Genomic DNA, 17186 nt, shown 5'->3' with positions numbered 1-17186 from the left:
ATACCCCGTCCGCAGGGCAATCAGGCGTCCAGCGCACCACCGGCCAGCGCACACAGCTGGATCGGATCGAGGATGTGCACTTCCTTGCCCTCGGCCTTGAGCAGGCCGTTCTGCTGGAAGCGGGTGAACACCCGCGACACGGTTTCCACCGCCAGGCCCAGGTAGTTGCCGATCTCGTTGCGCGACATGCTCAGGCGGAACTGGTTGGCCGAGTAGCCGCGGGCACGGAAGCGTGCCGACAGGTTGACCAGGAAGGTGGCGATGCGCTCGTCTGCGGTCTTTTTCGACAGCAGCAGCATCATCTGCTGGTCGTCGCGGATCTCGCGGCTCATCACCCGCATCAGCTGGCGGCGCAGCTGCGGCAGCTGCACCGACAGCTCGTCGAGGCGCTCGAAGGGGATCTCGCACACCGAGGTGGTTTCCTGGGCCTGGGCCGACACCGGATAGGCCTCGGTGTCCATGCCGGACAGGCCGACCAGCTCGCTGGGCAGGTGGAAGCCGGTGATCTGCTCTTCGCCGGCATCGCTGAGGCTGAAGGTTTTCAGGGCGCCAGAGCGGACCGCGTAGACCGAGCCGAAATTGTCACCCTGGCGGAACAGGAACTCGCCTTTCTTCAGCGGGCGACCGCGTTTGACGATTTCATCCAGTGCATCCATGTCTTCCAGGTTCAGGCACAGGGGCAGGCACAGGGGGGCCAGGCTGCAATCCTTGCAGTGGGCCTGGTTGTGTGGGCGCAGTTTTACTGGCTCGGACATTTCTTTCGATCCTTGTGGGAAAGCACACATAAGCCGTAAGGATAACCTGCGGCATGGGCTGTAGGCCAGTGTGCGCATTTTTGGTGCACGCTAGCGGCGGTGCGGAAGGGGTGTTCCGCTACCGTTCAACTGGCCATAGTGTGCCCCGAAAGGCGGGCTGTCCATGCGGTGAAACGCCTCAATCGCCTCAGATCACCCGGGAGAAACGCTGGCGATTCTGCTGCGCGAGGTAGGCGTCGAACACCATGCATACCGAGCGCGCCAGCAGGCGACCGGCTGGCAGGATGCGGATGCCTTTGCTGTCCAGGCTGATCAGGCCGTCGCGCTGCATGGCTTGCAGCTGTGGCCACAGCTCCTTGAAGTAGCCACGAAAATCGATGGTGAAGGCCTGCTCGAACGCCTCGAAATCCAGTTCGAAGTGGCAGATCAGTTGCTGGATCACCGCCCGGCGCAGGCGGTCGTCCTGATTGCAAAGAAGGCCGCGCTGGGTCGCCAGCTGGGCGGTGGAGAGCGTGTCCTGGTAGGTATTGAGGTCGCTGCTGTTCTGGCAGTACAGGTCGCCAATCTGGCTGATCGCTGACACGCCCAGGCCGATCAGGTCGCAGTGGCCATGGGTGGTGTAGCCCTGGAAGTTGCGCTGCAGGGTGCCTTCTTCCTGGGCAATGGCCAGCTCGTCGTCGGGCAGGGCGAAGTGGTCCATGCCGATGTAGCGGTAGCCGGCGGCGGTCAGTTGGTCGATGGTAGCGTGGAGCATTTCCAGCTTGGCCGCCGGCGCTGGCAGGTCGGCGCTATCGATACGCCGCTGGGGCATGAAGCGCTCGGGCAGGTGTGCGTAGTTGAATACCGACAGACGGTCGGGCTGCAGGCGGATCACTTCCTCGACGGTGCGGGCAAAACCTTCCGGGGTCTGCTTGGGCAGGCCGTAGATCAGGTCGAGGTTGATCGAGCGAAATTGCAGGGTGCGCGCCGCCTCGATCAGGGTGCGGGTCTGCTCCAGGCTCTGCAGGCGGTTGACCGCGCGCTGCACGGCCGGGTCGAGGTCCTGCACGCCGAGGCTGACGCGGTTGAAGCCCAGCTCGCGCAGCAGGCCCATGGTCGACCAGTCGGCCTCGCGCGGGTCGATCTCGATGCCGTAGTCGCCGGAGTCGTCGTCCAGCAGGTGGAAGTGCTGGCGCAGGGTGGCCATCAGCTGGCGCAGTTCGACATGGCTGAGGAAGGTCGGCGTGCCGCCGCCGAAGTGCAGCTGCTCGACCACCTGTTTCGGGTCGAGGTGGCAGGCGATCAGCTGGATCTCCTGCTCCAGGCGCTGCAGGTAGGGCGCGGCGCGGCCACGGTCCTTGGTGATGACCTTGTTGCAGGCGCAGTAGTAGCAGATGTTGGCGCAGAACGGCACGTGCACGTACAGCGACAGCGGGCGCGTGGCGCGGCGGCTTTCGCGCAGGGCGTGAAGCAGGTCGAACGAGCCCACTTCGCCGTGCAATTGCACGGCGGTCGGATAGGAGGTGTAGCGTGGCCCGGCCAGATCGTAGCGACGAATCAGGTCGGCGTCCCAGCGTAGGTCGTCGAGCATGTGGGTGGTCCCCGGATAGAGCTGCAGTGTCCGGAGTCTAGGGGCGGATGTAAGAAGTCGTGTTGATTTGTATCAAGGTGAGTTGGCGGCCGTCGCGGGGCTGGCGTGGGAGCGGGCTTGCCCCGCGATCAATGTCCCATCAACCAATGCTGGTGAGGTCCGGGCAGTGTCCACAGGCCAAAGAGGATCACCAGCACGCCGCCGGCCATGCGCACCCCGCGCTTGCGCAGCAGGCGACCCACGCGCTCGGCGGCAAGCCCGGTGGCCAGCAGCACCGGCCAGGTGCCGACGCCGAACGCCAGCATCAGCGCCGCGCTGTGCAGCGCATCGCCCTGGCTCGCCGCCCACAGCAGGGTGCTGTACACCAGCCCGCACGGCAGCCAGCCCCACAGGGCGCCCAGCAGCAGGGCGCGAGGCAGGCTGGACACCGGCAGCAGGCGGGTGGCGATCGGTTGCACATGGCGCCACAGGCCGCGGCCGAGCGCCTCGATTCGGGTCAGGCCGCTCCACCAGCCGGCCAGGTACAGGCCCATGGCGATCAGTAGCAGTGCCGCGACAACGCGCAAGCCGATGGCCAGCGGGCTACTGGCCAGCGCCACGCCGGCAAGGCCCAGCAACAGGCCGGCGGCGGCATAGCTGAGGATGCGCCCGAGGTTGTAGGCCAGCAGCAGGCGCAGGCGGCGGCCGCGCTGTTCAGCAGGGATGGCCAGGGTGAGGGCGCCCATCAGGCCGCCGCACATGCCCAGGCAGTGGCCGCCACCAAGCAGGCCCAGGACCAGCGCCGAGCCCAGCAGTGGAATCAGTTCAGGCACGTGGCGCGGGGTCCTTGTCGTCGGGCTGTTCGTCCCCGGGCTTCACGGCGGCCTGGTGGCGCGGGTCCTGGTCATCGAACAGGATGCTGTGGGCCGGGCCTTCGAGGTCGTCGTACTGGCCGCTGTCCACCGCCCAGAAGAAGATGTACACGGCGACGCCGACCAGCAGCAGGGCGGCGGGGATCATCACGTAGAGGGCGGGCATAGCGGTTTCCTTTCGAGCGACGTCGGCTCGCGCGCGCCCGGCGCCGCCTCGGCGGGCAGCCGGGTCAGGCGCAGGGCGTTGAGCACCACGATCAGCGAACTGACCGACATGCCGATCGCCGCCCACACCGGGGTGATCCAGCCGAGCGCGGCGAACGGCAGCATGAGGCCATTGTACAGCGTCGCCCAGAGCAGGTTCTCGACAATGTTGCGGCGGGTCCGGCGAGCCAGGTCGAAGGCCTGCACCAGCGCCTGCAGGCGGTTGGACAGCAGCACCGCGTCGGCGCTGGTCTTGGCAAGGTCGGTGGCGCTGCCCATGGCGATGCTGATGTCGGCGGCGGCCAGTACCGGCACGTCGTTGACGCCGTCGCCGAGCATCAGCACCTTGCGTCCTTCGCCTTGCAGGGCCTTGAGGCGGGTCAGCTTGTCGTCCGGGCGCAGGCCGCCGATCGCCTGGTCGATGCCCAGTTGCGTGGCCACTTCAGCAACCATTGGCGAGCTGTCGCCGGACAGCAGCAGCGTTTGCCAGCCCCGGGCCTTGCAGGCGGCCACCAGATCCTGGGCGTCGTCGCGCAGGCGGTCGTCCAGTCCGAACCAGGCCAGCGGCCCTTGCCGGTCGCCCAGCAGCAGCCATTGCCCGCGTGGCTCCGGCACGGCGGGGACCTCGGCGCCGCTGAGGGCGCAGACGAAGGCGGGCTGGCCGATGCGCAGGCGCTGGCCGGCCAACTCGCCTTCCAGGCCCAGCCCCGGCATGGTGCTGACGCTTTCGGCGGCCTCGGCGGCGCGGCCAAAGGCGCGGGCGATGGGGTGCTCGGAGCGGTTCTCCAGCGCGGCGGCCAGCGCCAGGCACTGGTCGCCGTCCAGCCGGCCCAGTGGGCGCACGCTGCGCAAGGCCAGGCGGCCCTCGGTGAGGGTGCCGGTCTTGTCGAAGATCACCGTGTCGATCTGGTTCAGCCCCTCCAGTACATGCCCGCGGGTGACCAGCAGGCCGAGCTTGTGCAGGCTGCCGGTGGCGGCGGTAAGGGCGGTCGGCGTGGCCAGCGACAGGGCGCAGGGGCAGGTGGCGACCAGCATGGCCAGGACGATCCAGAACGCCCGGGGCGCATCAAGCTGCCACCAGACCACACCGATCACGGCGGCCGCCACCAGGGTGAACAGCAGGAACCATTGCGAGGCGCGGTCGGCGATTTCCGCCAGGCGCGGCTTTTCCGACTGGGCACGCTCCAGCAGACGGACGATGGCCGACAGCCGCGAGTCCTGGCCCAGGGCCTGGACTTCGACCGTGAGGGTACTCTCGACGTTGAGGGTGCCGCCGGTCACCCGGTCGCCGGCGCGGCGGGCCAGGGGCAGGTATTCGCCGGTGAGCAGCGACTCGTCGACGCTGGAGCGCCCGTCGACGATCAGCCCGTCGGCCGGGATCACCGCGCCGGGCAGCACCTGCACCCGGTCGCCGCACTGCAGTTCGCCAAGCAGGATGCGCTCGCCCTGGCCGTTGGCGTCCAGGCGCAGGCACGAGGCCGGCAACAGGTTGACCAGTTGCGCGGTGGCCGCCGCAGTGCGCTCGCGGGCCCGGCGCTCCAGATAGCGGCCGGTGAGCAGGAACAGGGCGAACATGCCGACGGTGTCGAAGTACAGCTCGCCGCTGCCGGTGATCGCGGTCCAGATCCCGGCGCAGTAGGCCAGGGCGATGGCCAGCGACACCGAGACGTCCATGGTCAGGTGGCGGGTACGCAGGTCGCGGGCCGCGCCCTTGAAGAACGGCGCGCAGCTGTAGAACACGATAGGGGTGGTGAGGAACAGCGCGACCCAGCGCAGGATGGTGTGCAGCTCGGGCGACAGGTCGATGTTGAATTCCGGCCAGGTGGCCATGGTCGCCATCATCGCCTGGAACCACAGCAGCCCGGCCACGCCCAGGCGGCGCAGGGCGCTGCGGTTTTCCCGGGCCAGCTGTTCGGCGGCCTGGTCGGGTTGGTAGGGGTGGGCGGCGTAGCCGATCTGGCGCAGCTCGGCCAGCAGCCTGGACAGCGGCAGTTGCTGGTCGTCCCAGCTGACCAGCAGGCGGTGGTTGGACAGGTTCAGGCGGGCGTCGTCGACGCCGGGAAGGTTGCGCAGGTGCTTCTCGATCAGCCAGCCGCAGGCGGCGCAGCTGATGCCCTCGACCATCAGGATGGTTTCGGCCAGCTCGCCTTCATGGCGAACGAACGTCTGTTGCACGTCGCTGCGGTCGTACAGCGCCAGTTCATCCTGGAGCTGGCGGGGCAGGGCTTCGGGGTTGGCGCTGGTGTCGCTGCGGTGCTGGTAGTAGTGCTCCAGGCCGCCGGCGACGATGGACTCGGCCACTGCCTGGCAGCCGGGGCAGCAGAACTGTCGCGGCTCGCCGAGGACCACGGCGGTGAAGCGGTTGCCGGCGGGGACGGGCAGGGCGCAGTGGTAGCAGGGGGTGGGTTGGGTCATCTTGGGTCTGTCTTTTGGCTTGGAATGGCCGGGGGCGCTTTGCGCCCCTTTCGCGGCACAAGGCCGCTCCTACAGAAGCACGCGTTCCCCTGTAGGAGCGGCCTTGTGCCGCGAAAGGGCTGCAAGGCAGCCCCGGCGGTGCGGCGGTTCATTGCTGGTGCTCGGCACCTTGCAACGCCTCATCCCCCAGCTGCAAGGTCACCCCATGCTCGACCTTCTCCTCCTCGAACAACCGCCACACATGCTCATCCTGGCTGCCCAGCAGCTCGACGAAGCGCCGCCCCTGGACCTTGTCGTCGAGCTGGCCGACATAGCGGCCCTGCTCGGTGCGGATCAGCGGCACCTTGCGGTCCTTGTCCGGCTGGGTCGGCGAGATCAGGTTCAGCTCCAGCGTCTGCGGGTCGCTGTTGCCGGTCAGGCGTACTTCCACTTCGCCGGTCAGCTCGTCCAGGTGCACGCTGGCCTTGAGGTTGAGGGTCTGGGCCAGCAGTTCGCGGTCCAGCGAGCGGTTGATGCCCTTGCCGGCCTCGTAGTAGTTGTCGTTGACCAGGTTGTCCGGGTTGCGCACGGCAATGCTGACCATGGTCAGGCTCAGGCACACCGAGGTGGCCAGGATGCCGATGATGATCCAGGGCCAAAGGTGCTTGTACCAGGGGCTGGCGGCGGTGGCTGCAGGCATTGTTGGTGTTCTCTCTCAGCGGATCTGTGGGCCGATGAAGCGGCTCTTGGCTTCAACCTGGCTGGCGCTGTCGTCGGCGTCCTTGAGGATGAAGGTGATTTCGTTGGTGGTCGAGGGCAGTTGTTCCGGGGCGACCGACAACTGCACCGGCAGGTTGACGATGTCGCCGGCGCTCACGCGGATCTCACGCTGGCCTTCGAGCTTGAGGTCGGGCAGGCCGGCGGCGTCAAGCACGTAGACGTGGTCGCGCTGGTCCTTGTTCATCACCTTCAGGCTGTAGACGTTCTCGATCCGGCCCTGGGCGTTCTCGCGGTACAGCACGCGGTCCTTGGCCACGTCGAAACCGATCAGCGAACGGGTGGCGAAGGCGGTGGCCAGGGCGCCGATCATCACCAGCAGCACCAGGGCATAGCCGATCAGGCGCGGGCGCAGCATGTGGGTCTTCTGCCCGGACAGGTTGTGCTCGGTGGTGTAGCTGATCAGGCCCTTGGGATAGTTCATCTTGTCCATGATGCTGTCGCAGGCGTCGATGCAGGCGGCGCAGCCGATGCACTCGATCTGCAGGCCGTCACGGATGTCGATGCCGGTGGGGCAGACCTGTACGCACATGGTGCAGTCGATGCAGTCGCCCAGGCCCTTGGCCTTGTAGTCGATGTCTTTCTTGCGCGGGCCACGGGTCTCGCCGCGGCGCGGGTCATAGGAGACGATCAGGGTGTCCTTGTCGAACATCACGCTCTGGAAGCGCGCATAGGGGCACATGTAGATGCACACCTGCTCGCGCAGCCAGCCGGCGTTGCCGTAGGTGGCCAGGGTGAAGAAGCCGACCCAGAAGTAGGCCCAGCCATCGGCCTGACCGGTGAAGAACTCGATGGCCAGCTCGCGGATCGGCGCGAAGTAGCCGACGAAGGTCATGCCGGTGACGAAGCCGATCAGCAGCCACAGGCCGTGCTTGGCCAGCTTGCGCAGGAACTTGTTGGCGCTCATGGGCGCCTTGTCCAGTTTCATGCGCTGGTTGCGGTCACCCTCGGTGACTTTCTCGCACCACATGAACACCCAGGTCCACACGCTCTGCGGGCAGGTATAGCCGCACCAGACCCGCCCGGCGTATACGGTGATGAAGAACAGGCCGAAGGCGGCGACGATCAGGATGCCCGAGAGCAGGATGAAGTCCTGGGGCCAGATGGTGGCGCCGAAGATGTAGAACTTGCGTTCCGGCAGGTTCCACCAGACGGCCTGGTGGCCGCCCCAGTTCAGCCAGACGGTGCCGAAGTACAGCAGGAACAGCACCGCGCCACCGACCATCCGCAGCCTGCGAAAGATGCCGGTGAAGGCGCGGGTGTAGATTTTTTCGCGCGAGGCGTAGAGGTCGACGGAATCCTTCCCTTTGCTGGCAGGCGGGGTGACGTCATGTACCGGAATTTGCTTGCTCATCATCAAGTCCCACGGCAGTGGAGAAATGCCGCGGCCAGTGCGTGCCGGCCGCAGTCTCGCGCGTTCTGCTAGCGCTCTGCGGCCCATGATACGCCTGAGATGGCGCGTGCGGGGCGCGCTGCGACCTTTAGTCGCGTTGGGTTCATGGTGTGAATCGTGTTATGGCGGGTGTCAATTGATTCAGGTCATGAGGCCTGCAGGAATTGTGCTGTCAGTGCCGGCCTCTTCGCGGGTAAACCCGCTCCCACAGGTTCAGTGAAGTACCTGTGGGAGCGGGTTTACCCGCGAAGAGGCCAGGCCTGCCTTACTCGGTCTTGGCCGGTTCCGCCTGATGCGACAAGCTGTACACATAAGCGGCCAGCAAGTGCACCTTGTCATTACCCTGCATCTGCGCCTGGGCCGGCATCTGCCCCTGGCGGCCATAGCGGATGGTCTGCTGCAACTGGGCGAAGCTCGAGCCGTAGATGAACGCCTGCGGATGGGTCAGGTTCGGCGCGCCCATGGCCGGGGTGCCCTTGCCTTCAGGCCCGTGGCAGGCCACGCAGTTGGTGGCGAAGATCTGCTGGCCCTTGGCCGGGTCGGCCTTGGCGTCCTCGGGCAGCTTGCGACCGTCAAGGTTGGTCAGCACGAAGGCCGCCACATCCGCCACGCCCTGCTCGCCGATCACCGTGGCCCAGCCCGGCATCACGCCGTGGCGACCGTTCATGATGGTGGTCTTGATGGTCTCCGGCTCACCGCCCCAGCGCCAGTCGCTGTCGGTCAGGTTGGGGAAGCCGTAGGCGCCGCGGGCGTCGGAACCGTGGCATACCGAGCAGTTGGAGGCGAACAGGCGCGCGCCCATCTTCAGGGCCTGCGGGTCCTTGGCCACATCTTCCAGCGGCATGGCGGCGAACTTGGCGAAGATCGGCCCGAAACGGGCGTCGGCCTTGGCCATTTCCTTTTCCCACTCGTGCACGCCGGTCCAGCCGGCCTGGCCGTTGGAGAACTCGGTCTTCTTGTCGTTGTCGACGTAGGCGTAGCCCGGCAGGATGCCTTTCCAGTTGCCCAGGCCGGGGTACAGCACCAGGTAGCCGAGGGCGAAGACGACGGTGCCGACGAACAGCCAGAACCACCATTTCGGCAGCGGGTTGTCGTACTCCTCGATGCCGTCGAAGGCATGGCCGACGACTTCGTCGGTAATCTCTTCGCGCTGGCCCTTGCGGGTCGACAGCAGCAGCCAGGTCAAGGCGAAGATGGTGCCCAGGGTCAGGACGGTGACGTACAGACTCCAGAAGGTTGTCATTGTTGTTTGCTCCTAGAAGCTTTTGCTTGCTCGACGTGCCGGGTGGCGTCTGGATCGTCCGCGAACGGCAATTGCGTCGCTTCGTCGAATTCCTGCTTGCGCCGCGGGCTGAACACCCACAGCGCCAGGCCCACGAAGGCCACCAGCACCACGACGGTGCCCAGGCCGCGAATCATCCCGATATCCATCAGCGTCACCGTTTGCTTTTGATGAGGGTGCCAAGGCCTTGCAGGTACGCGACGATGGCGTCCATCTCGGTCTTGCCCTTGACCGCGTCGCGGGCGCCGGCGATGTCTTCGTCGGTATACGGCGTGCCCAGGGTGCGCAGCACTTCCATCTTCTTGGCGGTGTCCTTGCCGTCGAGCTTGTTCTCCACCAGCCACGGGTACGACGGCATCTTCGATTCCGGTACCACGTTGCGCGGGTTGTACAGGTGGGCGCGGTGCCAGTCGTCCGAGTAGCGGCCGCCGACACGGGCCAGGTCCGGGCCGGTGCGCTTGGAGCCCCACAGGAACGGGTGGTCCCACACGCTTTCGCCGGCCACCGAGTAGTGGCCATAGCGTTCGGTCTCGGCGCGGAACGGCCGGATCATCTGCGAGTGGCAGCCCACGCAGCCTTCGCGGATGTAGATGTCGCGGCCTTCGAGCTCCAGCGCGGTACGCGGCTTCATGCCCTCGACCGGCTTGTTGGTGACGTCCTGGAAGAACAGCGGGACGATCTGGGTGAGGCCACCGACGCTGACGGCGATGACCATGAAGAAGGCCATCAGGCCGATATTCTTCTCGACTGCTTCATGCTTCATCAGTGGGCTCCCACGACGACGATCTTGGTGGCTTCCTCAGCCTGAACCGGGTTGGCGGCGCGCACGGTACGGAACACGTTGTAGGCCATCAGCAGCATGCCGGAGGCGAAGAACGCACCGCCCAGGGCGCGGACGATGAAGCCCGGGTGGCTGGCCTGCAGGGCTTCGACGAAGGAGTAGGTGAGGGTGCCGTCGTCGTTGATGGCGCGCCACATCAGGCCCTGGGTGATGCCGTTGACCCACATCGAGGCGATGTACAGCACGGTGCCGATGGTGGCCAGCCAGAAGTGCGCGTTGATCAGGCCGACGCTGTGCATCTGCTCGCGGCCGTAGAGTTTCGGGATCATGTGGTAGACCGCGCCGATGGAAATCATCGCCACCCAGCCGAGGGCGCCGGCGTGGACGTGGCCGATGGTCCAGTCGGTGTAGTGCGACAGCGAGTTGACCGTCTTGATGGCCATCATCGGGCCTTCGAAGGTGGACATGCCGTAGAACGCCAGCGACACCACCAAAAAGCGCAGGATCGGGTCGGTGCGCAGCTTATGCCAGGCCCCCGACAGGGTCATCATGCCGTTGATCATGCCGCCCCAGCTCGGCGCCAGGAGGATGATCGACATCACCATGCCCAGCGACTGCGCCCAGTCCGGCAGTGCGGTGTAGTGCAGGTGGTGGGGACCTGCCCAGATGTACAGGGTGATCAGCGCCCAGAAGTGCACGATCGACAGGCGATAGGAGTAGATCGGGCGTTCGGCCTGCTTGGGCACGAAGTAGTACATCATCCCGAGGAAGCCGGTGGTGAGGAAGAAGCCCACGGCGTTGTGCCCGTACCACCACTGGATCATCGCGTCGGTGGCGCCGGCGTAAGCCGAGTAGGACTTGAACAGGCTCACCGGCAGCGAGATGTGGTTGACGATGTGCAGCATCGCGGTGACCACGATGAAGGCGCCGTAGAACCAGTTGCCGACGTAGATGTGCTTGGTCTTGCGCTTGACGATGGTGCCGAAGAACACCAGGGCGTAGGTGACCCAGACGATGGCCAGCAGGATCGCCAGCGGCCACTCGAGCTCGGCGTATTCCTTGGTGGTGGTGAAGCCCATCGGCAGGGTGATCAGCGCGCCGACGATCACCGCCTGCCAGCCCCAGAAGGTGAAGGCGGCCATGCTGTCGGAGATCAGGCGGGTCTGGCAGGTGCGCTGCACCACGTAGTAGCTGGTGCCGAACAGGGCACAGCCACCGAAGGCGAAGATCACCAGGTTGGTGTGCAGCGGGCGCAGGCGGCCGAAGCTCGTCCATGGCAGGTCCAGGTTGAGCTGGGGCCATACCAGTTGCGAGGCGATGAAGACGCCGAGCCCCATGCCAAGGATCCCCCAGACCACCGTCATGATGGCGAACTGGCGGACGACCTTATAGTTATAAGCAGTCGGACTGATTGCAGTGCTCATTCTAAGGTTCCACGGTTTGGGTGTTCTTGTTGGTTGGTAAATCGGCGCCAGTATCGATAACCACCAGGGTTATGGCAACGCAAGGAAACCTGCGCCGACCCGTGTCCAGACCCTTTTCACCGCCGTCCCGCGGCTCTTGGGCTGGATGATTGTACACAAATAAATATTTGTAATGTGTACCGTTTTCCATGTTTTTCTGATCGTTCGGTCAAGCTTTTTAATCGGGGACGGGCACGCAAGGCGTCATCCCAAAGCCGCAGGCTCGTGAGCGTGGAGTCGAGGCGTGATGTCAGGCTGTGCACCACGTCTGTTCCGGTCGCTGCGAGCGGAGCCACTGTGGCAACAAGCTTAGTTGTGTTCGGAGGGGGTGCAAGGCGTAGGGGCGGGGCGGGATTTGCGCTAGTGTCCTGTCTCGGAAATACGTTCTCTTTTGGCGAGTGGCTTGGGTGTCCGGCCAAGGCGCCGCGACGAGTCATAGCAGGGCTATGGCGAGGAGTGGCAACGCCGTCCGGGCGCCCAAGACGCCGCCAAAAGTGAACAGCTTATTTCCGAGACAGGACACTAGAACCTGTAGGAGCGGCCTTGTGCCGCGAAAGGGCTGCGTAGCAGCCCCGGGATTTCAGTATTTAACAAAGATCGCCGGGGCCGCTTTGCGGCCCTTTCGCGGCACAAGGCCGCTCCTACAGGGGTCGCGCATGAAGTTAGCGCGGTCGAGTGAGGCTTGCCCCACGAGGTATTACTTGGCGGTTACGGTTTCAGGCACTTGCTCCTGCGACAGGCTATACACATAGGCCGCCAGCAGGTGGACCTTGTCGTTGCCCTGGATGTCGTGCTGCGCCGGCATCTGGCCCTGACGGCCATAACGGATGGTCTGCTGCAGCTGGGCGAAGCTCGAGCCGTAGATGAACGCCTGCGGGTGGGTCAGGTTCGGCGCGCCCATGGCCGGGGTGCCCTTGCCTTCTGGCCCGTGGCAGGCCACGCAGTTGGTGGCGAACAGCTCCTTGCCCTTGGCCGGGTCGGCCTTGGCATCAGCCGGCAGGGTGCGACCGTCGAGATTGGTCAGCACGAACGCCGCCACATCGGCCACGCCCTGCTCGCCGATCACGGTGGACCAGCCCGGCATGATGCCGTGGCGGCCGTTCATGATCGAGGCCTTGATGGTCTCCGGCTCGCCGCCCCAGCGCCAGTCGCTGTCGGTCAGGTTGGGGAAGCCGTAGGAGCCCTTGGCGTCGGAGCCGTGGCACACCGAGCAGTTGGAGGCGAACAGCCGGCTGCCCATCTTCAGCGCTTGCGGATCCTTGGCCACTTCCTCCACCGGCATGGCGGCGTACTTGGCGAAGATCGGGCCGAACTTGGCGTCGGCCTTGTCCATCTCTTTCTGCCACTCGTCCACCTGGGTCCAGCCATTCTCGTAGCCGGGCAGGATGCCTTTCCAGTTGCCCAGGCCCGGGTAGAGGATCAGGTAGCCGACCGAGAACACCAGGGTGCCGACGAACAGCCAGAACCACCATTTCGGCAGCGGGTTGTCGTACTCCTCGATGCCGTCGAAGCTGTGGCCCATGGTCTGGTCGGTGGTGTCGCTGCTCTGGCCCTTGCGGGTGGCGAGCAGCAGCCAGGTCAGGCCGATCAGGCTGCCGATGGTCAGTACGCTGATGTACGTACTCCAGAAGGTGGTCATTGCCGGGTACTCCTCATTGCAGCAGGTTCCTGCCCGGCGGGGGGCAGGCGGTCGTCGACGAAGGGCAGCAGGCGCGCTTCGGCGAAATCACGGTCGCGGCGACGGTTGAACACCCAGAGCGACAGGCCGATGAAGGCGATCATCACCACCAGGGTGCCCAGGCCGCGGATCATGCCGATGTCCATTTCCATCGCACTCACCTCTTGTTCTTGATCGCGGTGCCGAGCACCTGCAGGTAGGCGACCAGCGCGTCCATCTCGGTCTTGCCCTTGACCGCGTCCTTGGCACCGGCGATGTCGTCGTCGCTGTAGGGCACGCCGAGGCCGCGCAGGACGCGCATCTTGACGTCGGTGTGGCTGTTGTCGACCTGCGCGGCCACCAGCCACGGATACGACGGCATCTTCGATTCCGGTACCACGTTGCGCGGGTTGTACAGGTGCGCGCGGTGCCAGTCGTCCGAGTAGCGGCCGCCGACACGGGCCAGGTCCGGGCCGGTGCGCTTGGAGCCCCACAGGAACGGATGGTCCCACACGCTTTCGCCGGCCACCGAGTAGTGGCCGTAGCGCTCGGTCTCGGCTCGGAACGGCCGGACCATCTGCGAGTGGCAGCCCACGCAACCTTCGCGGATGTAGATGTCGCGGCCTTCGAGCTGCAGGGCGGTGTAGGGCTTCATGCCCTCGACCGGCTTGTTGGTGACGTCCTGAAAGAACAGCGGGACGATCTGGGTCAGGCCGCCGATGCTGACGGCGAACACCATCAGCAGGGCCATCAGGCCTATGTTTTTCTCAACGACTTCATGGTTCATCAGGCTCTACTCCTCAAGCCAGCTGGGCGTTGGCGGTGGCTTGCTCGGCGGCCGGGGCGCGCACGGTACGCCAGGTGTTCCAGGCCATCAGGAACATGCCGCTGAGGAAGATCACGCCGCCGACGAAGCGCACGACGAAGCCTGGGTGGCTGGCCACCAGGGTTTCGACGAACGAGTAGGTCAGCGTGCCGTCGCTGTTGACCGCGCGCCACATCAGGCCCTGGGCGATGCCGTTGACCCACATCGAGGCGATGTAGAGCACGGTGCCGATGGTGGCCAGCCAGAAGTGCGCGTTGATCAGCCCGAGGCTGTACATGCGCTCCTTGCCGAACACTTTCGGGATGGTGTGGTACAGCGCGCCGATGGAGATCATCGCCACCCAGCCGAGGGCGCCGGCGTGGACGTGGCCGATGGTCCAGTCGGTGTAGTGGGACAGGGCGTTGACCGTCTTGATGGCCATCATCGGGCCTTCGAAGGTGGACATGCCGTAGAACGCCAGCGAGACGACCAGGAAGCGCAGGATCGGGTCGCTGCGCAGCTTATGCCAGGCGCCCGAGAGGGTCATCATGCCGTTGATCATGCCACCCCAGCTCGGGGCCAGCAGGATCAGCGACATGATCATGCCCAGCGACTGCGCCCAGTCCGGCAGCGCGGTGTAGTGCAGGTGGTGCGGGCCGGCCCAGATGTACAGGGTGATCAGCGCCCAGAAGTGCACGATCGACAGGCGATACGAGTACACCGGACGTTCGGCCTGCTTGGGCACGTAGTAGTACATCATCCCCAGGAAGCCGGCGGTCAGGAAGAAGCCCACGGCGTTATGGCCGTACCACCACTGCACCATGGCATCGGTGGCGCCGGCATACAGCGAGTAGGACTTGGTCAGGCTGACCGGCACTTCCAGGTTGTTGACGATGTGCAGGATCGCCACGGTGAGGATGAAGGCGCCGAAGAACCAGTTGCCCACGTAGATGTGCTTGGTGTTGCGCTTCATCAGCGTGCCGAAGAACACCACGGCATAGGCCACCCAGACGATGGTGATCAGGATGTCGATCGGCCATTCCAGTTCGGCGTATTCCTTGGTGCTGGTGTAGCCCAGCGGCAGGCTGATCGCCGCCAGCAGGATCACCAGCTGCCAGCCCCAGAAGGTAAACGCGGCCAGGCGTGGCGCGAACAGGGTGGTCTGGCAGGTGCGTTGCACCGAATAATAGGAGGTGGCGAACAGGGCACAGCCGCCGAAGGCGAAGATCACCGCGTTGGTGTGCAAGGGTCGCAGGCGGCCGAAGCTGGTCCACGGCAGGTCGAGGTTGAAGGCGGGCCAGGCGAGCTGGGCGGCAATGAAGACGCCGAGCCCCATCCCGACGATGCCCCACACCACCGTCATGATGGCGAATTGGCGGACCACCTGGTAGTTGTAGGCGGTACTGCTGGTTGTGTTCATGTATGGGTTCCCATCCACGGTTATAGGCAGGCTAAACAGCGAGGCAAGCATGATTAATGGGCAAAGTGCCGGTATTGACGGGGATCAATGGGCGAAGATCGGAAATGTCCCAGGCTTGCGCTGCGATCCTCCGAAAATGGCGGAGGATCGCGGCATTTCCAGCTGCCTGATCCTGGCCCATGGCGCCGGTGCGCCAATGGACAGCGGGTTCATGGAGGACATGGCGCAAAGGCTGGCGGGACAAGGGGTAGGGGTGGTGCGCTTCGAGTTTCCGTACATGGCCGAGCGGCGCCTGAACGGTGGCAAGCGACCGCCCAATCCGCAGAAGGTGTTGCTCGAATGCTGGCGGACTGTATACGACCAGCTGCGACCATTGGTCGCAGGGCGGTTGGCTGTCGGCGGCAAGTCCATGGGCGGGCGCATGGCCAGCTTGCTGGCAGACGAACTGGGCGCCGATGCGCTGGTCTGCCTGGGGTATCCGTTCTATGCCGTGGGCAAGCCTGAGAAGCCACGGGTGGAGCACCTGGCCGGGCTACGCACGCGCACGCTGATCGTGCAGGGCGAGCGGGATGCCCTGGGCAATCGTGAGGCGGTGCAAGGATATGAGCTATCGCCGGCGATCGAGGTGAGCTGGCTGGTGGCGGCCGATCATGACCTCAAGCCGTTGAAGGCGTCGGGGTTCAGCCATGAGCAGCACATGCAGGCGGCGGCGCAGCGGGTGGCGGCTTTCCTGAAAGATTGATGCAGCCTTCTTCGCGGGTAAACCCGCTCCCACAGGGACGGTGCAATGCTCGAACCCTGTGGGAGCGGGTTTACCCGCGAAGAGGCCGGTGCAGGCTATCGCTTAGTCGCGGTACTCGCACAGGTAAGCGGTATCCACGGCGACCTTCAGCTGGAACTTGCTGTCGGCGGCCACGTTGAACTTGTCGCCAGCATTGAAGGTTTCCCAGTTGTCGCTGCCCGGCAGCTTCACGCTCAGGGCGCCGGAGACCACGTGCATGATCTCGCGCTTGGCGGTGCCGAACTCGTATTCGCCCGGGGCCATCACGCCCACGGTGGCCGGACCTTCCTTGCCTTCGAAGGCGATCGACTTGACGGTGCCATCGAAGTACTCATTGACCTTGAACATCGGGCGACTCCTGAAAAAGGACTGAAAAAAGGGCTGGCCAGTATGCCCAAGGCCCGCCCCTGCGTCATCTGTTTCAGGCGCTGCCCGGCGGCAGGCTCAGGGGCAGCAGGCGTGCGGTGTTGCGGGCGTCTTCCAGGGCCCGGTGCTGTTGCCCGGAAAACTGCAGGCCGGCCAGTTGCAGGGCGCTGTTCAGGCCTGCCGGGCGCTGCAGGTGGCGGGCCTTGGCGAAGCGTTGCTTGAGGTTGATGTGCGGCAGTTGCTCAAGCAGGCTGCGCACATGGTGCGCCTGCCATTCCTGCAGCAGCTGCTTGCGATCGTAGTCGCCCCAGCTGACCCAGGCCTGCAACTGTGCCTGGTGATGGCCCAGCCAGCGTTCGAACGCGGCCCAGACCTCGGGGAAGGGCGCAGCCGCATCGACCTCGGCCTGGCCGATGTGGGTCAGCTCGCAGCAGAAGGGGGTCAGCTGCGGCCGCCGCCGGGGCCGTACGAAGCGCTGGAAGTGGTCGACCTCGCGCCCATCGCGGGTGACCAGGCTTGCGCCGATTTCAATGATTTCCATCTCCGTGACCGGCCAGCCGCCGTCGTCGGTGGTGGCTTCCAGGTCGATCACCAACCAGTGGCCCATGCCAGGCTCCCTATCAATGCAGAAAAGCCTGCGCGCTCACCGGGGCGCGTGCGCAGGCCAGTAGAGCGTAGCCAAACTCG

General features: G+C 65.4%; 18 protein-coding genes. 1 reads left to right on the top strand and 17 read right to left on the bottom strand.

All coding sequences use genetic code 11. The features are described 5' to 3' along the window. Positions 1–20: 20 nt before the first annotated feature. The 15 genes from fnrA to ccoN (LU671_RS20930) form a co-directional block, all read right to left on the bottom strand. Positions 21–755, bottom strand: a complete 735-nt coding sequence (gene fnrA, locus LU671_RS21000) for a Crp/Fnr family transcriptional regulator FnrA (RefSeq protein WP_232856762.1) — start codon at positions 753–755, stop codon at positions 21–23. A 187-nt stretch (positions 756–942) separates the two neighbouring features. After that, entirely contained in the window at positions 943–2325 is a 1383-nt protein-coding gene (gene hemN / locus LU671_RS20995; RefSeq protein ID WP_050706579.1) for an oxygen-independent coproporphyrinogen III oxidase, read from the bottom strand. Positions 2326–2453: 128 nt separating this feature from the next. Continuing rightward, positions 2454–3137, bottom strand: a complete 684-nt coding sequence (locus LU671_RS20990; RefSeq protein WP_203651764.1) for a sulfite exporter TauE/SafE family protein — start codon at positions 3135–3137, stop codon at positions 2454–2456. Continuing rightward, positions 3130–3342 (bottom strand): cbb3-type cytochrome oxidase assembly protein CcoS, encoded by a 213-nt coding sequence (gene ccoS / locus LU671_RS20985; RefSeq protein ID WP_050706577.1) that lies wholly within the window; start codon positions 3340–3342, stop codon positions 3130–3132. The genes LU671_RS20990 and ccoS overlap by 8 nt, the downstream gene beginning before the upstream one ends. Then, the gene (locus LU671_RS20980) at positions 3324–5795 is read right to left on the bottom strand and encodes a heavy metal translocating P-type ATPase (RefSeq protein ID WP_232856761.1); all 2472 of its coding nucleotides are present in this window, start codon (positions 5793–5795) and stop codon (positions 3324–3326) included. Before LU671_RS20980 ends, ccoS begins: the two co-directional genes overlap by 19 nt. A gap of 148 nt (positions 5796–5943) precedes the next feature. Further along, the gene (locus tag LU671_RS20975; protein ID WP_232856760.1) at positions 5944–6474 is read right to left on the bottom strand and encodes a FixH family protein; all 531 of its coding nucleotides are present in this window, start codon (positions 6472–6474) and stop codon (positions 5944–5946) included. A gap of 15 nt (positions 6475–6489) precedes the next feature. After that, positions 6490–7905: a cytochrome c oxidase accessory protein CcoG gene (gene ccoG, locus LU671_RS20970; RefSeq protein ID WP_232856759.1), complete on the bottom strand. Its 1416-nt coding sequence runs from the start codon at positions 7903–7905 to the stop codon at positions 6490–6492. 304 nt (positions 7906–8209) lie between these two features. After that, entirely contained in the window at positions 8210–9187 is a 978-nt protein-coding gene (gene ccoP, locus LU671_RS20965) for a cytochrome-c oxidase, cbb3-type subunit III (RefSeq protein ID WP_203651767.1), read from the bottom strand. Beyond that, entirely contained in the window at positions 9184–9375 is a 192-nt protein-coding gene (locus LU671_RS20960; protein ID WP_186715629.1) for a cbb3-type cytochrome oxidase subunit 3, read from the bottom strand. Before LU671_RS20960 ends, ccoP (LU671_RS20965) begins: the two co-directional genes overlap by 4 nt. A 5-nt stretch (positions 9376–9380) precedes the next feature. Further along, on the bottom strand, positions 9381–9989 hold the full coding sequence (gene ccoO, locus LU671_RS20955; protein WP_186715631.1) for a cytochrome-c oxidase, cbb3-type subunit II: 609 nt from the start codon (positions 9987–9989) through the stop codon (positions 9381–9383). Continuing rightward, positions 9989–11431, bottom strand: a complete 1443-nt coding sequence (ccoN, locus tag LU671_RS20950) for a cytochrome-c oxidase, cbb3-type subunit I (protein ID WP_232856758.1) — start codon at positions 11429–11431, stop codon at positions 9989–9991. The genes ccoO (LU671_RS20955) and ccoN (LU671_RS20950) overlap by 1 nt, the downstream gene beginning before the upstream one ends. A 736-nt stretch (positions 11432–12167) precedes the next feature. Beyond that, positions 12168–13109, bottom strand: coding sequence for a cytochrome-c oxidase, cbb3-type subunit III (gene ccoP, locus LU671_RS20945; RefSeq protein WP_203651769.1), 942 nt, complete (start codon positions 13107–13109; stop codon positions 12168–12170). After that, complete coding sequence (locus tag LU671_RS20940; RefSeq protein WP_023632287.1) at positions 13106–13300, bottom strand: cbb3-type cytochrome oxidase subunit 3; 195 nt, start codon at positions 13298–13300, stop codon at positions 13106–13108. The genes ccoP (LU671_RS20945) and LU671_RS20940 overlap by 4 nt, the downstream gene beginning before the upstream one ends. 5 nt (positions 13301–13305) lie before the next feature. Continuing rightward, positions 13306–13914, bottom strand: coding sequence for a cytochrome-c oxidase, cbb3-type subunit II (gene ccoO, locus LU671_RS20935; protein WP_028692880.1), 609 nt, complete (start codon positions 13912–13914; stop codon positions 13306–13308). 13 nt (positions 13915–13927) lie between these two features. Beyond that, positions 13928–15352, bottom strand: coding sequence for a cytochrome-c oxidase, cbb3-type subunit I (gene ccoN / locus LU671_RS20930; RefSeq protein ID WP_050706570.1), 1425 nt, complete (start codon positions 15350–15352; stop codon positions 13928–13930). A 49-nt stretch (positions 15353–15401) separates the two neighbouring features. On the opposite strand from ccoN (LU671_RS20930), the gene LU671_RS20925 reads away from it, so the two are divergent. Beyond that, the gene (locus LU671_RS20925; RefSeq protein ID WP_203651771.1) at positions 15402–16094 is read left to right on the top strand and encodes an alpha/beta family hydrolase; all 693 of its coding nucleotides are present in this window, start codon (positions 15402–15404) and stop codon (positions 16092–16094) included. A gap of 102 nt (positions 16095–16196) precedes the next feature. Here the strand turns inward: LU671_RS20925 and ppnP are convergent, their stop codons facing one another. Both ppnP and LU671_RS20915 read right to left on the bottom strand, forming a co-directional pair. Beyond that, complete coding sequence (gene ppnP, locus LU671_RS20920) at positions 16197–16481, bottom strand: pyrimidine/purine nucleoside phosphorylase (RefSeq protein ID WP_038705716.1); 285 nt, start codon at positions 16479–16481, stop codon at positions 16197–16199. 73 nt (positions 16482–16554) lie between these two features. Continuing rightward, on the bottom strand, positions 16555–17106 hold the full coding sequence (locus tag LU671_RS20915; RefSeq protein WP_203651773.1) for an exonuclease domain-containing protein: 552 nt from the start codon (positions 17104–17106) through the stop codon (positions 16555–16557). Positions 17107–17186: the final 80 nt, after the last annotated feature.

The organism is Pseudomonas sp. NMI760_13 (genome assembly GCF_021283245.1).
Lineage (GTDB): Bacteria > Pseudomonadota > Gammaproteobacteria > Pseudomonadales > Pseudomonadaceae > Aquipseudomonas > Aquipseudomonas peradeniyensis.
This window is presented reverse-complemented; position numbering and strand designations above follow the sequence as displayed.